This is a genomic window from Lacimicrobium sp. SS2-24, from assembly GCF_002201535.1.
In the GTDB taxonomy this organism is placed as follows: Bacteria; Pseudomonadota; Gammaproteobacteria; order Enterobacterales; family Alteromonadaceae; genus Lacimicrobium.
This window is the reverse complement of sequence record NZ_NIWW01000004.1, coordinates 141,686-159,339: the sequence shown is the minus strand read 5'-3', so window position 1 is coordinate 159,339 and position 17,654 is coordinate 141,686. Positions and strand designations below refer to the sequence as shown.

Here is a 17,654-nt window from a genome sequence, read left to right as displayed (position 1 = left end):
TCTCTGGTAACTGCTACACTTTGAGACACGTCACTTCCTCCGTTGGCACCTGTTAAGTCAGTGTCAATGACTTGGGCCACGTGAGATAGTTCCGTTAGATTCTTAGCGATGAAGCAACGCAGAATTGATTGCAAATTATGGCAACCGGAACTACAAGATGAAGCCCTTATTCCTTAAGTCAATTTAAAAAGGAATAAAATATTTTCTTTTTTAGAAAAGAGTGATAGGTTTAGTAATGACTGGCTAAAAAGTCAGCAATAAAAAAACTCACAAGTGTTGAATTAAAAAGCAAACAAGCAAAACTGATCCAGGGATACCAAAACTATGAAATTCAATGATATAGCTTTTGCTAGAAAGCGCATTGTGATGGCAATGCGTGGGGCGCTGAGTGCGCCTGTTACCGCCGTTTCGGCGGCGGTGTTGGCAAGTTCGATGATTGTCGCTCCTGCCATAGCACAACAGACAGGTGGTCTTGCAGGTAAGGTAACGGTGCAGGGTGATGTTGATCCCACCACGGTTACTGTGACGGCCAGCAGCCCCAATATGCCCAAGCCAAGAAGCACCCAATTAAAAGAAAACGGCAGCTTTAATCTGCCTTTTCTGATTCCCGGTAATTATACCGTTAAAGTAGAAGCGGCAAATGGCGCCAGCCGCACTGTACAACTGGAAGTGTTACTCGATCAGACTGCGTCAGTGGATATTACCTTACCCGCAGTGGCAGATGAAGCTGAGGTTATCACCATAGTGGGCACCAATCTGGTTCGTTCCGGTGATTCATCTCTGAGCAACTCTCTGGGTGAGAGTGCGATCAAGGGCTTGCCTATTGGCCAGTCATATCGAGACCTGCTTAAAATCATTCCGGGTGTTGAATACACTGAGAACAGTACACTTGGGCCCTCAGCCGGTGGTTCTGGTCGTGACAATAGCTATGCATTTGATGGCGTAAACGTCACCTTACCTTTGTTTGGTACTTTGGCTGCAGAGCCATCCACGCATGATATTGCCAACGTTTCTATCGACCGGGGTGGTGCAAAGGCCATAGGTTTTAACCGCTCTGGTGGTTTTTCTATTAATACCACGTCGAAATCAGGGACCAATGAGTTTCATGGGAACCTGGAATACCGTATTCAACCCGCTAGTTTAGAAGCCGATCGCGATGATACTGACGGCTCAACGTTTGAGCAGGACCAGAGTTGGATCACCGGTAGTTTTAGTGGCCCACTGATCGAAGATGAATTGTACTTCTATTCTTCTTATTATCGCCCGGAAACGACGCGAGATAGCAAAGTGACGGCTTACGGTGAAACCAAAGATTACGAAATTGTTCGTGATGAATATTTTGGCAAGCTTACGTGGGCACCCACCGCCGATTTGCTGTTTAACATGAGCTACCGTACTTCTGAAAAAGAAGGTAAAGGTTTGTCAGTAGGGGATACCTCTGCGGATTCTACTTCCGAAGGTAGTCTGGATGAACAAAATATCTTCACTTTAGATGGCTCCTATTACCTGGGCGATGCCACGACGCTGTCCTTTAATTTTAGCCAGTATGAATTGGAAACAAGTTCCCGTCCGGATACGTTGTTGCCCTCAGTGACGCCACAACTTGGCGATGCGCTGAATATCGCTCAGCTGGATCAACAAGGTTTATTTAATGTTCCTAATTTAGATCTTGATGATCCAAATTATGACAATACTGTCGCACTCGCCCTGATTAACCAATACGGCTACCAGGAAGGTGGGCAGCGTATTGGTGGCGGCGACGTCGGAGCTGCGTCACAGATTAACGTAAATAACTTCTATCGTGATGCGTTCGAATTCAATATTGACCATGAGATGGAAGTAGCAGGAGCCTATCATACCCTGCACTTCGGCATTCAATATCAGGAAGGTAAAGAGGAACTGGCTCGTCGCTCCAATGGTTGGGGTTCTATCAGCTACATTGGTGGTAGACAGCCTGATGGTGACTATAGCGGAGATACACCTGTTTATTACCAGGCGATAGTCGAAGCAGGCAGTTTCCTTGATGCGTCAGGTGAGAGTGTACCCCCTGTTGAATCATGGGTTGAGACCTACAATATTGAAATCAATGACACCATTGAGCATGGTGACTTTATCTACAATGTTGGGGTCCTAATCAGTCAGGATACGTATTTTGGCCAGGGGTTGAAAAAGAATTCGAACAATGTCTCTGGCTATGAATTGGCTCCAGGTAACAAGTATGAGATGCATAAAATAGACTTCTCAGACATGATACAGCCCCGTCTGGGTGTGACCTGGCAATTCCAGCCTGATGCCACCGTTTTCGCTAACTTTGCCAGTTATAACCCTGACGCCAGTTCACTGGCACGGGCTGCCTCCTGGGCACGTAACAGCCAAAATACACTAAACGTGTATTTTGATCAGGACGGTAACTACCTGGATAGTGAAGCGCGTCCGGGATCATCCGGTAAATTCTTCCAGGAAGGTATCAAGCCTCGCCGTACCGATGAAATTACTATCGGTATGACTAAGAACCTGGAAAGTGGCTGGATGCTGCGTGGACATGTGCGTCATCGCGAAGTCTCCCACCCATGGGAAGATACCTGGAACTATTCCCGTGAGTATGACTATGACGGTCCCTTCGGTGGTGTACCGGATTGGATAGCGGCAAAAGGCCCGTATATTCCTGAGCTGGAAGATTACCGTGCTGAGGTCGGTGGCTCTTCCTATGTGATTGCCGAACTGGATGGTGCGAAGAACAAATACTGGGAAGTCAGCCTGGAAGGTGAGTATTTTGCTGAACGCTGGTACATCAACGCGTCCTATGTCTGGTCTCATTACTACGGTAACTATGATCAGGACATTACCAACGGGGCATCAGACGGAAACTTCTTTATCGGTTCCTCGCTGCTGGCAGATGGTATCGGCCGTCAGTTGTGGGATGGTAAGTACGGTAAACTCAATGGTGATCGCCCGCATAAGGTTAAAGTCTTTGGTTACTATACTACTGACTGGAATGCCAATATTGGTGCCAATTTCTTCTACCAGTCTGGTGATGTGTGGGAAGCCTGGGATGGGTCTCTGTACGGGTATTCCAGCTCCACGATCCGCTTCGCAGAACCGGCGGGTAGCCGTCGTGAATCCAGTCACTGGCAGCTGGATCTGAACTATCGTCAGGATTGGATCATCAACGATGATCTGGCCCTCGAGTTTGCCGCCGATATCTTTAACGTATTCGACAAGCAAACCGGTTACGATTACGACCCTTATGTGACCAATGAGACTTTTGGTCAGCCAAGGGATCTGATCAACCCCAGACGTATTCAGTTGTCCGTTAATTTAGTGTTCTGATGAGTTAACGTTGTGTGTTGTATCGGCAAAGGAATGCCACTGTGTTTGCCCGCATTGTTGCGGGCACTAATTCAATCCCCGCAGTATGGCGGGGATTTTTTATGTTAGGTTTAATATGCTTTGCAAGGTAAACCTGTTTTTACCTTGAACAGTTCCCGGATTCAGATTGTCATGAAAGTCACATTTTTCAGCCGTTGTGCAATCTCGCTGATGAGGTTGTTGCGTCCTTTAGCCTTTGCGGTAACTGTCATGTTGGTTGGCTGCAGCAGTTTGCCCATCGAGCAAATGCCCTCGCAGTCATATAATCACAGGGTGCAGTTTTTGGTCATGCACTTTACTGCGATTGATTATCAGAGATCAGTGAATGCGCTGGTGAAAGGGCCTTATGTCAGCTCACATTATCTGATTCCCGAGCGATTTGATGACACCTACCCGGAAGAAGAACTGAAAATCCTGCAGTTAGTGGACGAGAAAGATCGGGCCTGGCATGCCGGCAGCAGTTACTGGCAGGGTAAGCAAGACATTAATGATCAATCTATTGGCATTGAAATTGTCAATGTGCCTCAATGTGAGCGGGAAATGGGACATCATTTCAGTGATCCTGACAATGGCAATGAACATGGCGATGGCAGGCTGTGTATTTTTCCCGATTATGATCCCGAACAAATTGCGCTATTGGTAAAGCTCTCTAAGGCGATTCTCAAACGCCATCCGGACATCGGGCCTACGCAGGTCGTTGGGCATTCGGATATTACCCCCAGTCGCAAAAATGATCCTGGTCCCCGGTTTCCCTGGTACCAGTTATATAAAGAAGGCATCGGTGCCTGGTACGATAATGACACGGTGAATCGTTACTGGCAGCAATTTACCAAGGCTTCGCCTTCTATTGGTCTGGTGCAATCTGCTCTCAATACCTATGGCTATGGTGTGGAAGAAACCGGTCGTCTGGACGGACAGACTCTGGATACACTGTCGGCATTTCAGATGCACTTTCTACCCTGGCATGTGAACGGCGAAGCCAGCGACAAAACCGCGGCAACTCTCTTTGCCCTGATCGATAAGTACTTCCCGGATGACATCACGTCATTAATGCAGCGCTATGAAAAAGAACGGACATGGCAGCAACAGGAATCAGTTCAGGTGGAATCCGTTTCTCTTGGTCAGATCGATCGCCTTTTTCCTGAGCTTGAGCCCAGCGAACGGGTGTGGGTGAATGACCGTCAGGCTTTTAAGGCTTATGCCGGTCGCGGGGAGATCATTATTGACAGTCAGGATGCCGAATACGCGGATATTTTTGTTAATGGTGAGAAGCTGAACATCCAGCAGCCTTTCGCTATCAATGAGCAATATCGCTATTCCTTAGCCCGCCGCACGGTGGACGGCGTGAATCATCTCAGGGTCGAAAATGTGCAGCCGCCTGGCAGCCAGGTGCGTGTCAGAGTGCCATTTCCAGAGCTTGAGCAGGCAACGACATCAGAATATGACTTCACCAGGTTGGATAACCTGATAAAAGAGGAGGTTGCCCAGGGGTATCCCGGCGCCGTATTGCTGGTGGTGAAAGAGGGCAAAGTCATTAAACACACAGCCTACGGTCATCGGCGTGTATACGATGATGAAGGACGCCCGTTGGCACAACCTCAGCCGATGACCCGGAATACGCTGTTTGATATGGCATCAAACACCAAGATGTTTGCCACTAACTTTGCGCTGATGAAGCTGATGAGTGAAGGAAAGCTGAGCTTCAACGACCCAGTGTCCCAGCACATACCTGAATTTAGAGGTCAGGGCCGGAGTGCGATTCGCGTAAAGGATCTGTTAACGCATACTGCGGGATACGGTCCGGAAGTTCGCTTTTTTACCCGCGATAACAAATTGGGCGAAGCCTTCTTCTCTCAAAACAAATCTAAAACGGAGCAACTGCTTTTACACAAAGTACCGCTGGAGATCGGACGGGGTATCCACAGCGTATACAGCGACACCGGATTTATGCTGCTGGGGCTGCTGGTGGAACGAATCACGGGTATGGCGTTGGACCGCTATGTTGAATCCCAGATCTATGAACCATTAGGATTACAGGATACACGCTTTAATCCGCTGAAAAAGGGCGCGGTGAAGAGTCAGTTTGCGGCCACGGAGATTCGTGGCAATACTCGCGGAGGGCGGCTCGACTTTGACAATGTCCGCACCCATGTTCTGCAGGGGGAAGTGCATGACGAAAAGGCCTTTTATTCCATGCAGGGCGTATCAGGTCATGCCGGGCTTTTCTCCAGTGCTGAAGATATGGCGGTTCTGACGCAAGTGTTGTTAAACCGTGGAGGCTATGGTGAAAAGCAAATTTTCACGCCTTCAGTGTTGGATCAGTTCACTAAAGCCTCGGATTTGGACATTACATTGGGTCTTGGCTGGCGCCGCGCGGGTAATGGTGAAAGGCGCTGGCATTTTGGCCCTTACGCCAGTCCACAGGCATTTGGACATACCGGCTGGACCGGCACCGTGACCGTGGTGGATCCGCAATATGATCTGGCTATTATTCTGCTGACAAACCGTCGCCATACACCTGTGGTCGAGCTCGAGGAGGACCAGTATGGGTTCAGTGGCGATGAATTTGAACTGAGCGGCTACGGCAGCATTATCTCGCTGGTGTATGAATCGGTAATCTCACGTTGACAGTGTCAGGTGTCAAAATTGTGACGATTATACCGGTTAGGGATGACTCGCAGATAAAAAGCGGTATTCTATGCAGATAAACGATAATAAAAATGATATTGCAGTAGGGAACGCCATTGACCTGTTTACTGAAAATGAAAGCCATGCGTGACAACTTGTCTTCCAGTGAGAAGAAGTTGGCTGATTTTATTCTCGATAACACTCACTTGTTGCGCGACTATTCGTCGCAGCAGCTTGCCAGTGCGGTAGGGGTGAGTCAGTCCAGCGTGGTCAAATTCAGCCAGAAAATGGGGTATCGTGGATATCCTGATCTAAAACTCGCTGTCAACGAGAGTCTGGCCCGAGGTATTGGTTTAAATACCAGCAATGGTCCGCTCTCCAGGCGTCAGGATAAAGAGTCGATTACCGACTTTATTCGGCAGGAATCGGCAAAGACCATTGAGTATCTGGCAGAGATCGAAGCCTCAGATGCCTTTGTGCATGCGGTAAGTGTGCTGGCCGAGGCGAAATGGGTGCAGGTGCAGGGACTGGGTGAAGGACTCTATCCTGCAACCCGTCTGGCGCAGGGATTATGCCAGTTAGAAAAGCAGGTGCAGCATGTGGCTGACTACCGGCTGGATCTGTTGCTGGCCGATCAGACGCTAGCGGAGAAAGTGCTGGTGATCATCAGCCTGGAAGATTGTGATGAGCATTTGCAGGAATTGATTCTCCTGAACCGCAGTCACCGCAATAAAATTATCGGTATTTGCAAGTATGGCGATACAAAATTACCCAGTATGTGTGACATTACTCTGCAAATGCTGGTGGACACCCAAATACCCCAGCTCTTGCTACCCCCCCAGGCCATCAACTTGTCCTATCTGATGGACATGCTGATTATTGCGTTGCAGCGCGCACAGGAAGATAACTGAGCCTGTATATGCCTTTAGTCAGTGCGTAGAATGCCGTCGTTAGTCTCAAAGCCTGAGTGAAATAAGCACTTAGCTGCACAGCTCAGGGTTGAATAAATCGTCTGGGCAGGCGCTGGCTGATGCGCGTCAGCAATTCATAGCTGATGGTATTAACCTGGGCTGCCAGCTCGTTGACCCTGACATGACTTCCCCATATCTCCACCTGATCGCCGATACGAGCCTGGGGGATATGGCTAATATCGACGCCAATCATATCCATCGAAACACTCCCCACAACTTTGGCCCGTTGGCCATGCAGAAATACATCGCTTTTGCCGTGGGTGGAACGAGGGTAACCGTCGCCGTAGCCAATTGCGACCGTCGCAATGCGACTGGGCTGGCTGGCCACCCAATGACCGCCATAGCCGACCGCTTCGCCGGGATGTAGCTCGCGGATGGCCATGATACTACTAACCACTCTCATTGCTGGTTTGAGTCCTATTTGCTGAGATGCTTTTTCCAGCGGTGAACAGCCATACAGCATGATCCCTGGTCGATTCCAGTCAAAGCGACTTGCGGGTAACTGCATAAGCGCTGCGCTATTGGCAAGACTGAGTGCACATCCGGTCTGTTTTCCCAGTTGTTGCACTTGCTCAATTTGCTGGCGATTCAGTGGATGATCAAGTACTTCGGCGTTGGCCATATGACTGGCCAGCACCGGTTGTTGTGACAGTTTCTGGGTGTCCAGTAAACGTTGTAAAACTGAGGGCGCCTGTGCAGCATCGATGCCCAATCGGTGCATGCCGGTGTCTACCTTTAGCCAGGCGGTGATCGAGGTGGGCAGAGATGTGCTCTCAAGCATTATCACCTGCTCAACACTATGAAACATTAGCCACAGATTATGCTGGCTGGCCAGTATCAGTTCGTTGGCTGAAAAGCAGCCCTCAAGCACCAGAATGGGGGAATCAATACCGGCTTCACGCAATTGCAGGGCTTCGTCGATAAATGCCACTGCCAATGCAGGTGCATGCCCCTTAAGAATCCGTGCTACCTCAATGGCATCATGGCCGTAAGCGTTGGCTTTGACGACCGCCAGGTGCTGCGAGTTGGGTGCCAACTGGCAACTGAGACGATAATTTTCACGGATAGCACCCAGGTCGATTTCGGCAAAACTTGGCCTGTATGTCATGGTTAAGAATGGCTCCGGACGCAAGATAGATTGGAATATTAACTTACATCAAAACGATTTATTAGTAATAGTTTATTCTTTTGATGCCTTGCTCTATTATTCACTAATCTGATCTCGCTGATAAGGATTAATATGTTGAAAACCTGGATGACGATTGCATTTGCGGCACTTTTTACCTCAGGGGCCTTCGCTGAGGCTGAATGGCAACTGCCCGACCACATACAACAACTGGTGGTGGTAACCACCGAAGACTGGGATGGGATCCAGGGGCAGATGCAGACCTATGTGCGCAGTGACAACGGATGGCGAAAAGGTTCCCTTCATACTGCCGTGACGATCGGACGAACCGGCTCAGCATGGGGCATCGGGCTTCACCCCCAGCAACCGGGTCAGCAGAAAAAAGAGGGCGACGGAAAAGCACCGGCCGGGATCTTTGCCTTAACACAAGGATTTGGTTATGAAGCACTTGGTGGTTTGCAGATTCCCTACCAACAGATGCAACGCAGCCATTACTGCATGGATGTGAACGAATCGGTTTATTATAACCAGATTGTGGATGCCAGTAGGGTGGGGGAAGAGGCCGTAGAGGGCTCATCTGAGGGGATGCGCCGCGACCTTCATTACGGCGATGAACTTTATCGTCAGGGCGTTTTTGTGGCGCACAATCCAGAGAACATTGCGGGTGCCGGAAGCTGTATCTTTCTGCACCTCTGGCGCGCAGAAGACAAACCCACAGCCGGTTGCACCGCAATGCCTGCGCAGGCAATGGACACGCTAATCCGTTGGCTGGACGCTGATAAAGCACCGGCAATGGTGTTACTGCCTAAAGATGAATACCTCAAGCGCCGGTCTGAATGGGCCTTGCCAGCACTGTAAGAGGTTATCGGAAAAGCACATTTTCATTACAAAGGTACACAGAGCCGTGAAGGATTAAGGATTCCATCTTTTATCCAACTCTCCTCTTATCCTTCACTGTGAACTCTGTGTCGTTGTACTTATTGCTGGTTTTCAGCTATCCAGTTTTTGACATCCTGCTCGACAATACTCATGGGACGGGCTCCGGGTAGCAAGATCAGGTCGTGGAAGGCTTTGATATCAAATTGCTCGCCCAGTGCCTCTTTGGCCATCTTCCGTAACTCCACCAGTTTCAGCATCCCCAACTTGTAGCCAAGAGCCTGTCCCGGCCAGGCCATGTAGCGCTCAACTTCGGCAACCACATCAGTCATTGAGGTACCGGTGGCGGTGTGGAAATAGTCGATTGCCTGCTCACGGGTCCATTTTTTGGCATGCAGCCCCGTATCTACCACCAGTCTCACCGCCCGATAGAGTTCAGCCTGCAAACGTCCCAGATCACCAAAAGGGTCGTCCTGGTACAATCCCATTTCTTTTGCCACCAATTCTGAATACAGGGCCCAGCCCTCAACAAAGGCATTAAAAGGGGCATTTTGACGCATCAGGCCAATATCGGGTTGGGCCATATTCAACGCTATCTGAAAGTGATGACCGGGTACGGCCTCATGATACGTCAGCGTTTTCAGGCCAAAACTGGGCACAGCGGACATGTCACGCAGGTTGATCCAGTAGATACCTGGTCGCGAACCGTCCATGGACGGCGGTGTATAAAATCCACCGGCTTCACCTTTTTCCGATACCTCAGGGATACGCCTTACCTCTACCGATTGACTGGGAATCGTGGCAAATAATGATGGCGCAATTTCCATGATGGCGTCGATTTCAACATTGAGTGAATCAAGCAAAGCCTGACGCCCCTCGTCTGAATCTGCGAATAAGAACTCAGGCTCCTGAGCAAGCGCCACCATGCGCTCTCCCACGGTGCCCTGCTCATAGCCATTGGCCTTGAGTATGGTATCCATTTCCTGACTGATTCTGGCAACCTCATCCAGACCGGTCTGGTGAACCGCTTCAGCACTCATCTTGGTGTCACCCAAATAGGTGAGCGCATGCTGATAAAAACCTGCACCCCCTGGTTGAGTCCAGATCCCATCATCGTTGGGCGCTTGTTCTGCGGAATCCGCCACAACCTGGCGAGCCTGGGCATAGGCAGGGTAAATTTTGCTTTTTACAATATCGGTGGCCTGGTCCACTAGCGCCTGGCGGTTATCTGCCAGCGCCTCGACCTTTTCCAGGCGCTCGGCAAAACTGGTCACCAGGGCATGTTCGGCTGGCGCAACGCCAAGGAAGCGATCGAAGTAATTCAGTGTCCCAGGGATCAGTTTGGCGGGCAGGCGAATGCCCTGACTCAGATCCTGCTGGAATTTTTCTGTAACCTGAAATGTCATCTGCTCCAGCGCTGCAAGGCGTTGTAGATAGGCTTCAGCCTGTTCGGCATTGGTAACAGGTTGCTGTACCTGCATCAGCTTGGGAATGTCGATCAGGGGTCCTGAGATTTGATTAATAATGTAGGGTAAATGCCCCGCCCAGGTGTCGATATAGCCGGCGCTGAAATCGGGGTCTCCTGAAAAATACGCCAGAATCACTTTAACAATCTCCACATGCTGGCGGGTGGCGTCATCCAGCTGTTGTGTATCCACTTGTTGCAAGGACGCCAGCGCTTCTGTCATCTGCTGCTGCACTTCGCGCATGCCCTGTGCAGAATAGTCGGGTAAGCGGTGATGATACGCGCCGCCCACCATCTCCTGAGGAATATCCAGCATGGTTGCCAGTGCCGGCTGAAGTGCCAGAAACTGGCGGGTATATTCCTCAATCTGCGCTCTGACATCCTGTTGTTGGGTGGCCGTTGCGCTGATTTGTTCCTGCCCGGTATTGCCCTGTGGGGTTGAATTAGGCTGGCAGCCGGCCAGAGCCAGGGCAACCACACAACTGATAAGACTTTTTGAGTACATTAGATGAATCCATGGAGTGTAAGTATGCCTAACTTACTCTCTTTGCAGACAAAAAGGCATGGTTCTGATCGTAAAACCTGCCAATTTTATCTGATGGATATGTACTTAGCGCCGCTGTATCCGACCCGTATCCTTGTCACGATGGCTGCCCGTGTTTCTGACATGCTTGGTGGATAGGCTATCTGCACGTTTATACGATGTCCCATGTGAATCCCGGGCATGGCGTATTACCTGTTTGTGACCGGTACTGCGTGCACCGGCATGGTTATTTGTAACCTTTTTAGGTTGAGGCGTGGCCTGTGACCGGCCCTGACGATTTTGCACGCCTGTGGATTCTTTACGGGAATGGCGCAGCACATCCGTTCTGGCTGAGGGAGATTCAGTGGTTCGCGCCCGCTGAGACTGCCCTGATTCAGAGGAGGAGCTGCGAGCATGCTCGGCCCTGGACTGCTTGTGCAGGGAGTCTCTGAGTGCCTTATGATGGTTTGCCGATTCACTTGAGCGCACCACTTTTGATGCTATTTTACCTTCAACTCTGTGCCTGGGGGCTACTTCCCGACTCAGACTGGTTTGGCGGTCCGTCACCTTTCTGTGTACAACCGGGTTATCATAACGCACCCCACGACGATGTTTGTACTGATGCTGCCAGCGCTTGCCATCGCGAATGATCAGGGTTTGGCGGGAATAGTGTTTTGGCCGCTGATAGAAATAGGGGCGATTAACCACCACATAGTGGTTATGCCAGTGGAAGTTACTGAAATAAAAGTAGGGACGTACATGGATGCGTGGCCCCCAGACAATATTCACCGTCGCATAGCTGTAAGGGTGATGCCAATAATGTGGTCTGTGATGGGCCCACCACCAGTCACCATAAACAACCCGTGTATCATAGTAAGGCACGTAGACCACTTCTCTGCGCACCGTTTCAATTCGGATCACCTCAGCGTCAGACTCGACCTTAACATTGCTGTTTGAAGACAGGTTGCCGGCCTTATAGGCATGTTGGCGCAGCACCTGAATGCGGGCTAACACCCGTTCTTCATCCGCCACAAAGAATTCACCCAGAGCCTGGGTCCATTCCAGGTCTTCACTCATCCGTGTGAGGATATCTTCAAAGGGCAGCAAGGCTTTGACGCTGGGATCCCAGTCCTGCTCTTCCGCTGCATCGATAATGTCTGTTGGATCGAGGTGCTGATGACGCTTTTGCCAGCGAGAAGCCTGAACCACTTCAAGGGGATAGCTCGCAGCAATAAGGATATGAGATAGCAGCGTGTCCGGGTACAGTGCCACCGGTGCGAGCAGGCTATCGATGCTGGCATCGTCCTGTGTTTGCTCTGACGCCTTTGCCTGAGTCACGAAGATCAGACCAAACGCCAGCAACAGAATGATGAGTAACCGCAAATGGGCTTTCCAGTACGCTAAGATATTCATAACAGTATCCATTTATTGGCTTTCACTTTGGTTATAGGGCAACGGGGCTTAACCCTGGCTGAACTGCAGGTGAACCAAACATCGGATCCGGCTGTAAAAATGGCGTATTCGCCGAACTGGAGTCAGCATGCGTAGACCAACCGGATTGCCACTTGGTTGTGCCTGGCTGTGCCTTTGCCTGATGGGCTTTTCATACTCTGTGCACAGTCAGGATGCTTTTCGTGTTGAAGGTGAAAAGCGCTTCACGGTGCAAAAGCAGCAGCAATTAATTCAGTGGCTGGAACACGGTGTATCAGAAACCGCCAAGGTGCTGGGGGACTATCCTTTTACCGTGTATTTCCATCTTTATCCTCGTACTGCCGGGCAGCCTGTGCCCTGGGCAAACACCTGGCGAGCAGGCAAACAATCTGTGCATCTGTATGTGGATGTGCGTTTCTCATTGGCGCAGTTTATTGATGACTGGACGCTTTATCATGAGCTCAGTCACCTGGCGTTACCTTACCTGGGTAGTCAGCAGGCCTGGTTTGCAGAAGGTTTTGCCAGTTTTATGCAATATCAGATCATGTCACGGGCTGGCCTGTTGGCGGTGTCTCCTGAGCAGCGTTACAGGGATAAGGTGCACGACCATATGCGCTGGTTTAACAGTGACCATAGCGTGGCCGCTATCGCTCGTCAGTTACTTAGCCAGGGCCACTATGCGTCAGCATATTGGGGCAGTGCCTGGTTTTTTGTGCTGGCAGAGCAGCAGTTGGCAGCACAACAGCGTCCTTCTGTTGTGGAACTGGTCGCGCGCTACCAAGTATGTTGCCGATTGCAGGATGAGCGCATAGAGGAGGTTCTGGCGTCATTTGACCGTCTCTCAAAGAGCCGGATTTTCACCGACTTGTATGAACAATTTACCCAGGAAAAGGCCCGGGAGGTGTTGTATCAGCCTTATGCAAACAAAGGTTAGGGGGCGGTACAATATAATATGGCATTTTTGCCCTGATGCTTAATCTGATACATCAGGCTGTCTACCTTTTTCATCAGCTCATCCAGCGCAGCACTGGTGTGGTGACAGGTTAAAACGCCAACGCTGAAGGTCACCGGCCACTGCTGCGCAGCCATGGCTGTACGCAATTTTTCAAGCAATCGGGCCACCAGCTTCTGCGCCAGTTTCTGATCGGTTTCGGGGAGCACAATGCCAAATTCATCGCCGCCCAGGCGGGCCAATAAATCTGAACTGCGGATGGCTTTGTTGATGGTTGAGGCGACAGTCTGGAGCAATGTATCGCCGGTGGCATGACCAAAGCTGTCATTGACTGTCTTAAAGTTGTCCAAATCAATATAGACCAGTGTAAACACCAGTTTGTGGCGTTGGCTGCGATCGCGCTCTTTAGCGGCCACTTCATAAAATGCCCGGCGATTGGCAATTTTGGTGAGCGAGTCCATTCGGGCCAGTCGCTTTTCCTGTTCAAGAGCCTGCTCCAGTTTTGACTGCAAGTTTTTGAGTTTGCTGATATCCCGAATCGAGCAGATTACCCAATCCTGGCCATTCAGCGACAAGGGACTGAGCATGATATCTACGGGTATCTGCTGCCCCTGTTTGTGTTGTGCATACAGGGACATCACTTCTCCCATGGATCGCCGATTTGGTTGGGCCAGATATTGAGCAACATGTTGTTGATGTTGGCCGCGCTGAGCATCCGGCACTAGCAGGTGAACAGGCTGGTTGATTAGCTCTGTTTGCCGATATCCCAGAAGATCACTGACCTGCTCATTACACATGGCGATTTGAGCGCGGCGATCGATGACCAGTGTGGCATCCGGTAATGCCTGTAGCAGGATTTCGAAGGTCTGAAGGGGAGAAGAAACATCCATTACATCGTGACCAGATATTGCGTCTTTGTTCATTATTGTATCTGAGTTGTTAATAACACCCTTGACCTGGATCTAGTAAACGGCATCCTTTTTCGAATGTGACGATTATTTGTATAAAAACTTGTGTTTTAAGGCGGAATTTGGTTTACCCAAAAGGGCAAAACGGCTACAATTGCGCCGCAACTAAAGCCCCATTCTAAAGGTGTTGTTGCCATGCTCAGAATCGAAAAAGAAGCCCTGACTTTCGATGACGTACTGTTAGTTCCCGGTCATTCCACTGTCCTCCCCCATACTGCCAGTTTAAAAACCCGCGTCACCCGTGATGTGGAGTTGAATATTCCGCTTATCTCGGCGGCGATGGACACGGTCAGTGAGGCCCGTCTTGCCATTGCCCTGGCGCAGGAAGGGGGGATAGGTTTTATCCACAAAAACATGACGGCAGAACAGCAGGCCAGCCATGTCCGCCAGGTGAAAAAGTATGAGAGCGGCGTGGTCTCAGACCCTATAACCGTCAACCCCCATGCGACCATTCGCGAGATCAATGCCCTTAGCCTGCAACATGGTTATTCTGGTTTTCCGGTAGTGGACGCTGAAAACAACCTCGTTGGCATTGTTACCGGTCGCGATCTGCGCTTTGAAAATAATCATGGTATGGCGATCAGCAACGTGATGACACCCAAAGAGCGCTTGGTGACTGTCAAAGAAGGTGCCAGCTCTGACGAGGTTCTGGCGCTGATGCATGAACACCGTATTGAAAAAATCCTGGTAGTGGATGATGCCTTTAAGCTCAAAGGGCTTATTACGGTAAAAGACTTCCAGAAAGCCGAAAGTAAACCCAACGCCTGTAAAGATAAACTTGGCCGTCTGCGTGTGGGCGCCGCGGTAGGCGTGGGTGCGGGTACAGATGAGCGCATTAAACTGCTGGTTGAAGCCGGCGTGGACATTCTGCTGATCGATACCTCTCATGGACATTCACAAGGCGTCATCGACCGCGTTACTCGGGTGCGGGAAGATTATCCGGAACTGCAACTGATCGCAGGCAATGTTGCCACAGCAGAGGGCGCTAAGGCCCTGGCTGAAGCGGGCGTGGACGCGGTGAAAGTGGGTATCGGCCCAGGCTCTATTTGTACCACCAGAATCGTAACCGGTTGTGGTGTGCCTCAGATCACCGCCGTAGCGGATGCCGTTGAGGGTCTCAAAGGCACCGGCATACCCGTTATTGCCGATGGTGGAATACGTTTTTCCGGTGATATTGCCAAGGCGCTGGCCGCCGGAGCAAGCTGTGTGATGGTGGGCAGTATGCTCGCCGGAACAGAAGAGGCACCAGGTGAAGTCGAACTGTATCAGGGCCGGTACTTCAAGTCATACCGGGGTATGGGTTCGCTGGGTGCGATGAATCAGAGCCATGGATCGTCCGATCGCTATTTCCAGGATGGTGACAATGCTGAAAAGCTGGTACCAGAGGGCATAGAAGGACGCGTGGCTTATAAAGGCCCTATTGCCAACATCATTCACCAGCAAATGGGTGGACTGCGCAGTGCCATGGGTCTGACCGGTTGTGCCACCATTGAAGAGCTGGGCACCAAGGCGCGCTTTGTGCGGGTCAGTGCTGCGGGCATGGGTGAGTCTCACGTTCATGATGTGTCGATCACCAAAGAAGCACCAAACTATCGTTTGGGCTAAATCCCATTGAGTCGCCGGCACGCCTCTGAGTGCCGGCCTTTTCGTATCAATTCGTAGTAACAAAAACGGCTTTGCCAGGAAACTCCATGACCACAAACATCCATGACCATCGTATCCTGATTCTGGATTTCGGATCTCAGTATACTCAACTCATTGCCCGTCGAATCCGCGAAATTGGCGTCTATTGTGAACTGTGGGCCTGGGACGTGAGTGAGGCGCAAATCCGTGAATTTAATCCTCAGGGGATCATTCTCTCAGGTGGTCCCGAATCGGTTACCTTACCCGACTCTCCCCGCGCCCCTGACTATGTTTTCGAGGCCGGTGTGCCGGTATTGGGCATTTGCTATGGCATGCAGACGATGGCCGCGCAACTGGGTGGCGCCGTACAGGGTTCGGATATCCGCGAGTTTGGTTATGCTCAGGTAGAGGTGGTGAAACCTTCTCCCTTTTTAAGCCACATTGAGGATCATGTCGGCGAAAACGGCAATGCCTTGCTGGATGTGTGGATGAGTCATGGCGACAAGGTCAGTGCCATTCCCCAGGGGTTTGAAACGCTGGCTAAAACTGACAGCTGTGCCTTCGCGGCGATGGTGCATCAGGACAAGCAGTTCTACGGCGTACAGTTCCATCCTGAAGTGACCCATACCCGCCAGGGCTTGAGAATGCTTGAACACTTTGTGTCGGATATTTGTGGCTGTGAAAAGCTGTGGACACCGGCGTCCATCATTGAAGATGCCGTGGAACGGATCCGCGAGCAGGTGGGAGAGGACGAGGTGATCCTGGGGCTGTCCGGTGGCGTGGACTCTTCGGTCACTGCGATGTTATTGCACCAGGCCATCGGCAAACAGCTGACCTGTGTATTCGTGGATAATGGCTTGCTACGCCTCAATGAGGGCAAGCAGGTGATGGATATGTTTGGTGACCACTTTGGTCTCAATATTATCAAGATTGACGCTGAGCAGCGTTTTCTGGATGCGTTGGCAGGGGTTGAAGATCCTGAGCTGAAACGTAAAGCCATCGGCAACAGCTTTATCGAAGTTTTTGACGAGGAAGCAGGTAAACTGACCAATGCCAAATGGCTGGCTCAGGGCACCATTTACCCGGACGTGATTGAGTCTGCCGGTTCTGCCACGGGCAAGGCTCATGTTATTAAGTCTCACCATAACGTGGGGGGCTTACCTGACAATATGCAAATGAAGCTGGTTGAACCGCTGAGAGAGCTGTTCAAGGATGAAGTGCGTAAAATCGGTCTGGAGCTGGGCTTACCTTATGACATGCTTTATCGTCACCCATTCCCGGGACCCGGTTTAGGGGTGCGTGTACTGGCCGAGGTCAAAAAGGAATACTGCGATCTGCTGCGTCGCGCCGATGCCATTTTTATCGAAGAGCTGCACAAGGCCGATTTGTATCACAAGGTCAGTCAGGCCTTTGCCGTATTCCTGCCAGTGCGCTCGGTAGGGGTAATGGGTGACGCCCGCAAGTATGACTGGGTTGTATCACTGCGTGCTGTAGAGACCATCGATTTTATGACAGCGCGCTGGGCACACCTGCCATATGAGTTCCTGGGCAAGGTGTCTAACCGCATTATCAATGAGATTAATGGTATCTCTCGCGTGGTCTATGACATCTCCGGCAAGCCTCCGGCCACCATAGAGTGGGAATAACCCCAGTTAACAGCCAATAACGCAGTTGTACGCCCGCGATCATTAGTATGATTGCGGGCTTTTTGTTTATTTGGGG

11 protein-coding genes are annotated in these 17,654 nt (G+C 50.7%); 7 read left to right on the top strand and 4 right to left on the bottom strand.

Going from position 1 to position 17,654, the window contains the following annotated elements; translation table 11 throughout:
* Window positions 1-324: 324 nt before the first annotated feature.
* The 3 genes from CCY32_RS09035 (at window position 325) to CCY32_RS09025 (ending at window position 6,908) form a co-directional block, all read left to right on the top strand.
* Window positions 325-3,330, top strand: coding sequence for a carboxypeptidase regulatory-like domain-containing protein (locus CCY32_RS09035; RefSeq protein ID WP_246840571.1), 3,006 nt, complete (start codon window positions 325-327; stop codon window positions 3,328-3,330).
* Between the two features lie 171 nt (window positions 3,331-3,501).
* On the top strand, window positions 3,502-5,997 hold the full coding sequence (pbp4b, locus tag CCY32_RS09030) for a penicillin binding protein PBP4B (RefSeq protein ID WP_088330435.1): 2,496 nt from the start codon (window positions 3,502-3,504) through the stop codon (window positions 5,995-5,997).
* A 134-nt stretch (window positions 5,998-6,131) separates the two neighbouring features.
* Window positions 6,132-6,908 carry a MurR/RpiR family transcriptional regulator gene (locus tag CCY32_RS09025; protein ID WP_281492510.1) on the top strand — a complete coding sequence of 259 codons (777 nt, stop codon included), beginning with the start codon at window positions 6,132-6,134 and terminating at the stop codon, window positions 6,906-6,908.
* 82 nt (window positions 6,909-6,990) lie between these two features.
* On the opposite strand, the gene alr is transcribed toward CCY32_RS09025, so the two are convergent.
* Window positions 6,991-8,076 (bottom strand): alanine racemase, encoded by a 1,086-nt coding sequence (gene alr / locus CCY32_RS09020; protein WP_088330287.1) that lies wholly within the window; start codon window positions 8,074-8,076, stop codon window positions 6,991-6,993.
* 132 nt (window positions 8,077-8,208) lie between these two features.
* Between alr and CCY32_RS09015 the strand changes: the two genes are divergently transcribed.
* The gene (locus CCY32_RS09015; protein WP_210401713.1) at window positions 8,209-8,952 is read left to right on the top strand and encodes a hypothetical protein; all 744 of its coding nucleotides are present in this window, start codon (window positions 8,209-8,211) and stop codon (window positions 8,950-8,952) included.
* A gap of 119 nt (window positions 8,953-9,071) precedes the next feature.
* Here the strand turns inward: CCY32_RS09015 and CCY32_RS09010 are convergent, their stop codons facing one another.
* On the bottom strand, window positions 9,072-10,940 hold the full coding sequence (locus CCY32_RS09010; RefSeq protein WP_088330286.1) for a DUF885 domain-containing protein: 1,869 nt from the start codon (window positions 10,938-10,940) through the stop codon (window positions 9,072-9,074).
* Between the two features lie 105 nt (window positions 10,941-11,045).
* Window positions 11,046-12,371 (bottom strand): DUF3300 domain-containing protein, encoded by a 1,326-nt coding sequence (locus CCY32_RS09005; protein WP_168171464.1) that lies wholly within the window; start codon window positions 12,369-12,371, stop codon window positions 11,046-11,048.
* A gap of 127 nt (window positions 12,372-12,498) precedes the next feature.
* Here CCY32_RS09005 and CCY32_RS09000 point away from each other — a divergent pair, with 127 nt between their 5' ends.
* The gene (locus CCY32_RS09000; RefSeq protein WP_141096209.1) at window positions 12,499-13,323 is read left to right on the top strand and encodes a hypothetical protein; all 825 of its coding nucleotides are present in this window, start codon (window positions 12,499-12,501) and stop codon (window positions 13,321-13,323) included.
* Here the strand turns inward: CCY32_RS09000 and CCY32_RS08995 are convergent.
* The gene (locus CCY32_RS08995) at window positions 13,320-14,264 is read right to left on the bottom strand and encodes a sensor domain-containing diguanylate cyclase (protein WP_088330283.1); all 945 of its coding nucleotides are present in this window, start codon (window positions 14,262-14,264) and stop codon (window positions 13,320-13,322) included. The genes CCY32_RS09000 and CCY32_RS08995 overlap by 4 nt on opposite strands.
* 180 nt (window positions 14,265-14,444) lie before the next feature.
* Between CCY32_RS08995 and guaB the strand changes: the two genes are divergently transcribed.
* Window positions 14,445-15,914: an IMP dehydrogenase gene (gene guaB / locus CCY32_RS08990; RefSeq protein WP_088330282.1), complete on the top strand. Its 1,470-nt coding sequence runs from the start codon at window positions 14,445-14,447 to the stop codon at window positions 15,912-15,914.
* 86 nt (window positions 15,915-16,000) lie between these two features.
* Window positions 16,001-17,578 carry a glutamine-hydrolyzing GMP synthase gene (gene guaA / locus CCY32_RS08985; protein ID WP_088330281.1) on the top strand — a complete coding sequence of 526 codons (1,578 nt, stop codon included), beginning with the start codon at window positions 16,001-16,003 and terminating at the stop codon, window positions 17,576-17,578.
* The last annotated feature ends 76 nt before the right edge of the window (window positions 17,579-17,654 follow it).

Bases quoted from the DNA above. Each gene is read 5' to 3' on its own strand.
- CCY32_RS09035 (WP_246840571.1), top strand. From the start codon at position 325: ATGAAATTCAATGATATAGCTTTTGCTAGAAAGCGCATTGTGATGGCA.
- pbp4b (WP_088330435.1), top strand. From the start codon at position 3,502: ATGAAAGTCACATTTTTCAGCCGTTGTGCAATCTCGCTGATGAGGTTG.
- CCY32_RS09025 (WP_281492510.1), top strand. From the start codon at position 6,132: ATGAAAGCCATGCGTGACAACTTGTCTTCCAGTGAGAAGAAGTTGGCT.
- alr (WP_088330287.1), bottom strand. From the start codon at position 8,076: ATGACATACAGGCCAAGTTTTGCCGAAATCGACCTGGGTGCTATCCGT.
- CCY32_RS09015 (WP_210401713.1), top strand. From the start codon at position 8,209: ATGTTGAAAACCTGGATGACGATTGCATTTGCGGCACTTTTTACCTCA.
- CCY32_RS09010 (WP_088330286.1), bottom strand. From the start codon at position 10,940: ATGTACTCAAAAAGTCTTATCAGTTGTGTGGTTGCCCTGGCTCTGGCC.
- CCY32_RS09005 (WP_168171464.1), bottom strand. From the start codon at position 12,371: ATGAATATCTTAGCGTACTGGAAAGCCCATTTGCGGTTACTCATCATT.
- CCY32_RS09000 (WP_141096209.1), top strand. From the start codon at position 12,499: ATGCGTAGACCAACCGGATTGCCACTTGGTTGTGCCTGGCTGTGCCTT.
- CCY32_RS08995 (WP_088330283.1), bottom strand. From the start codon at position 14,264: ATGAACAAAGACGCAATATCTGGTCACGATGTAATGGATGTTTCTTCT.
- guaB (WP_088330282.1), top strand. From the start codon at position 14,445: ATGCTCAGAATCGAAAAAGAAGCCCTGACTTTCGATGACGTACTGTTA.
- guaA (WP_088330281.1), top strand. From the start codon at position 16,001: ATGACCACAAACATCCATGACCATCGTATCCTGATTCTGGATTTCGGA.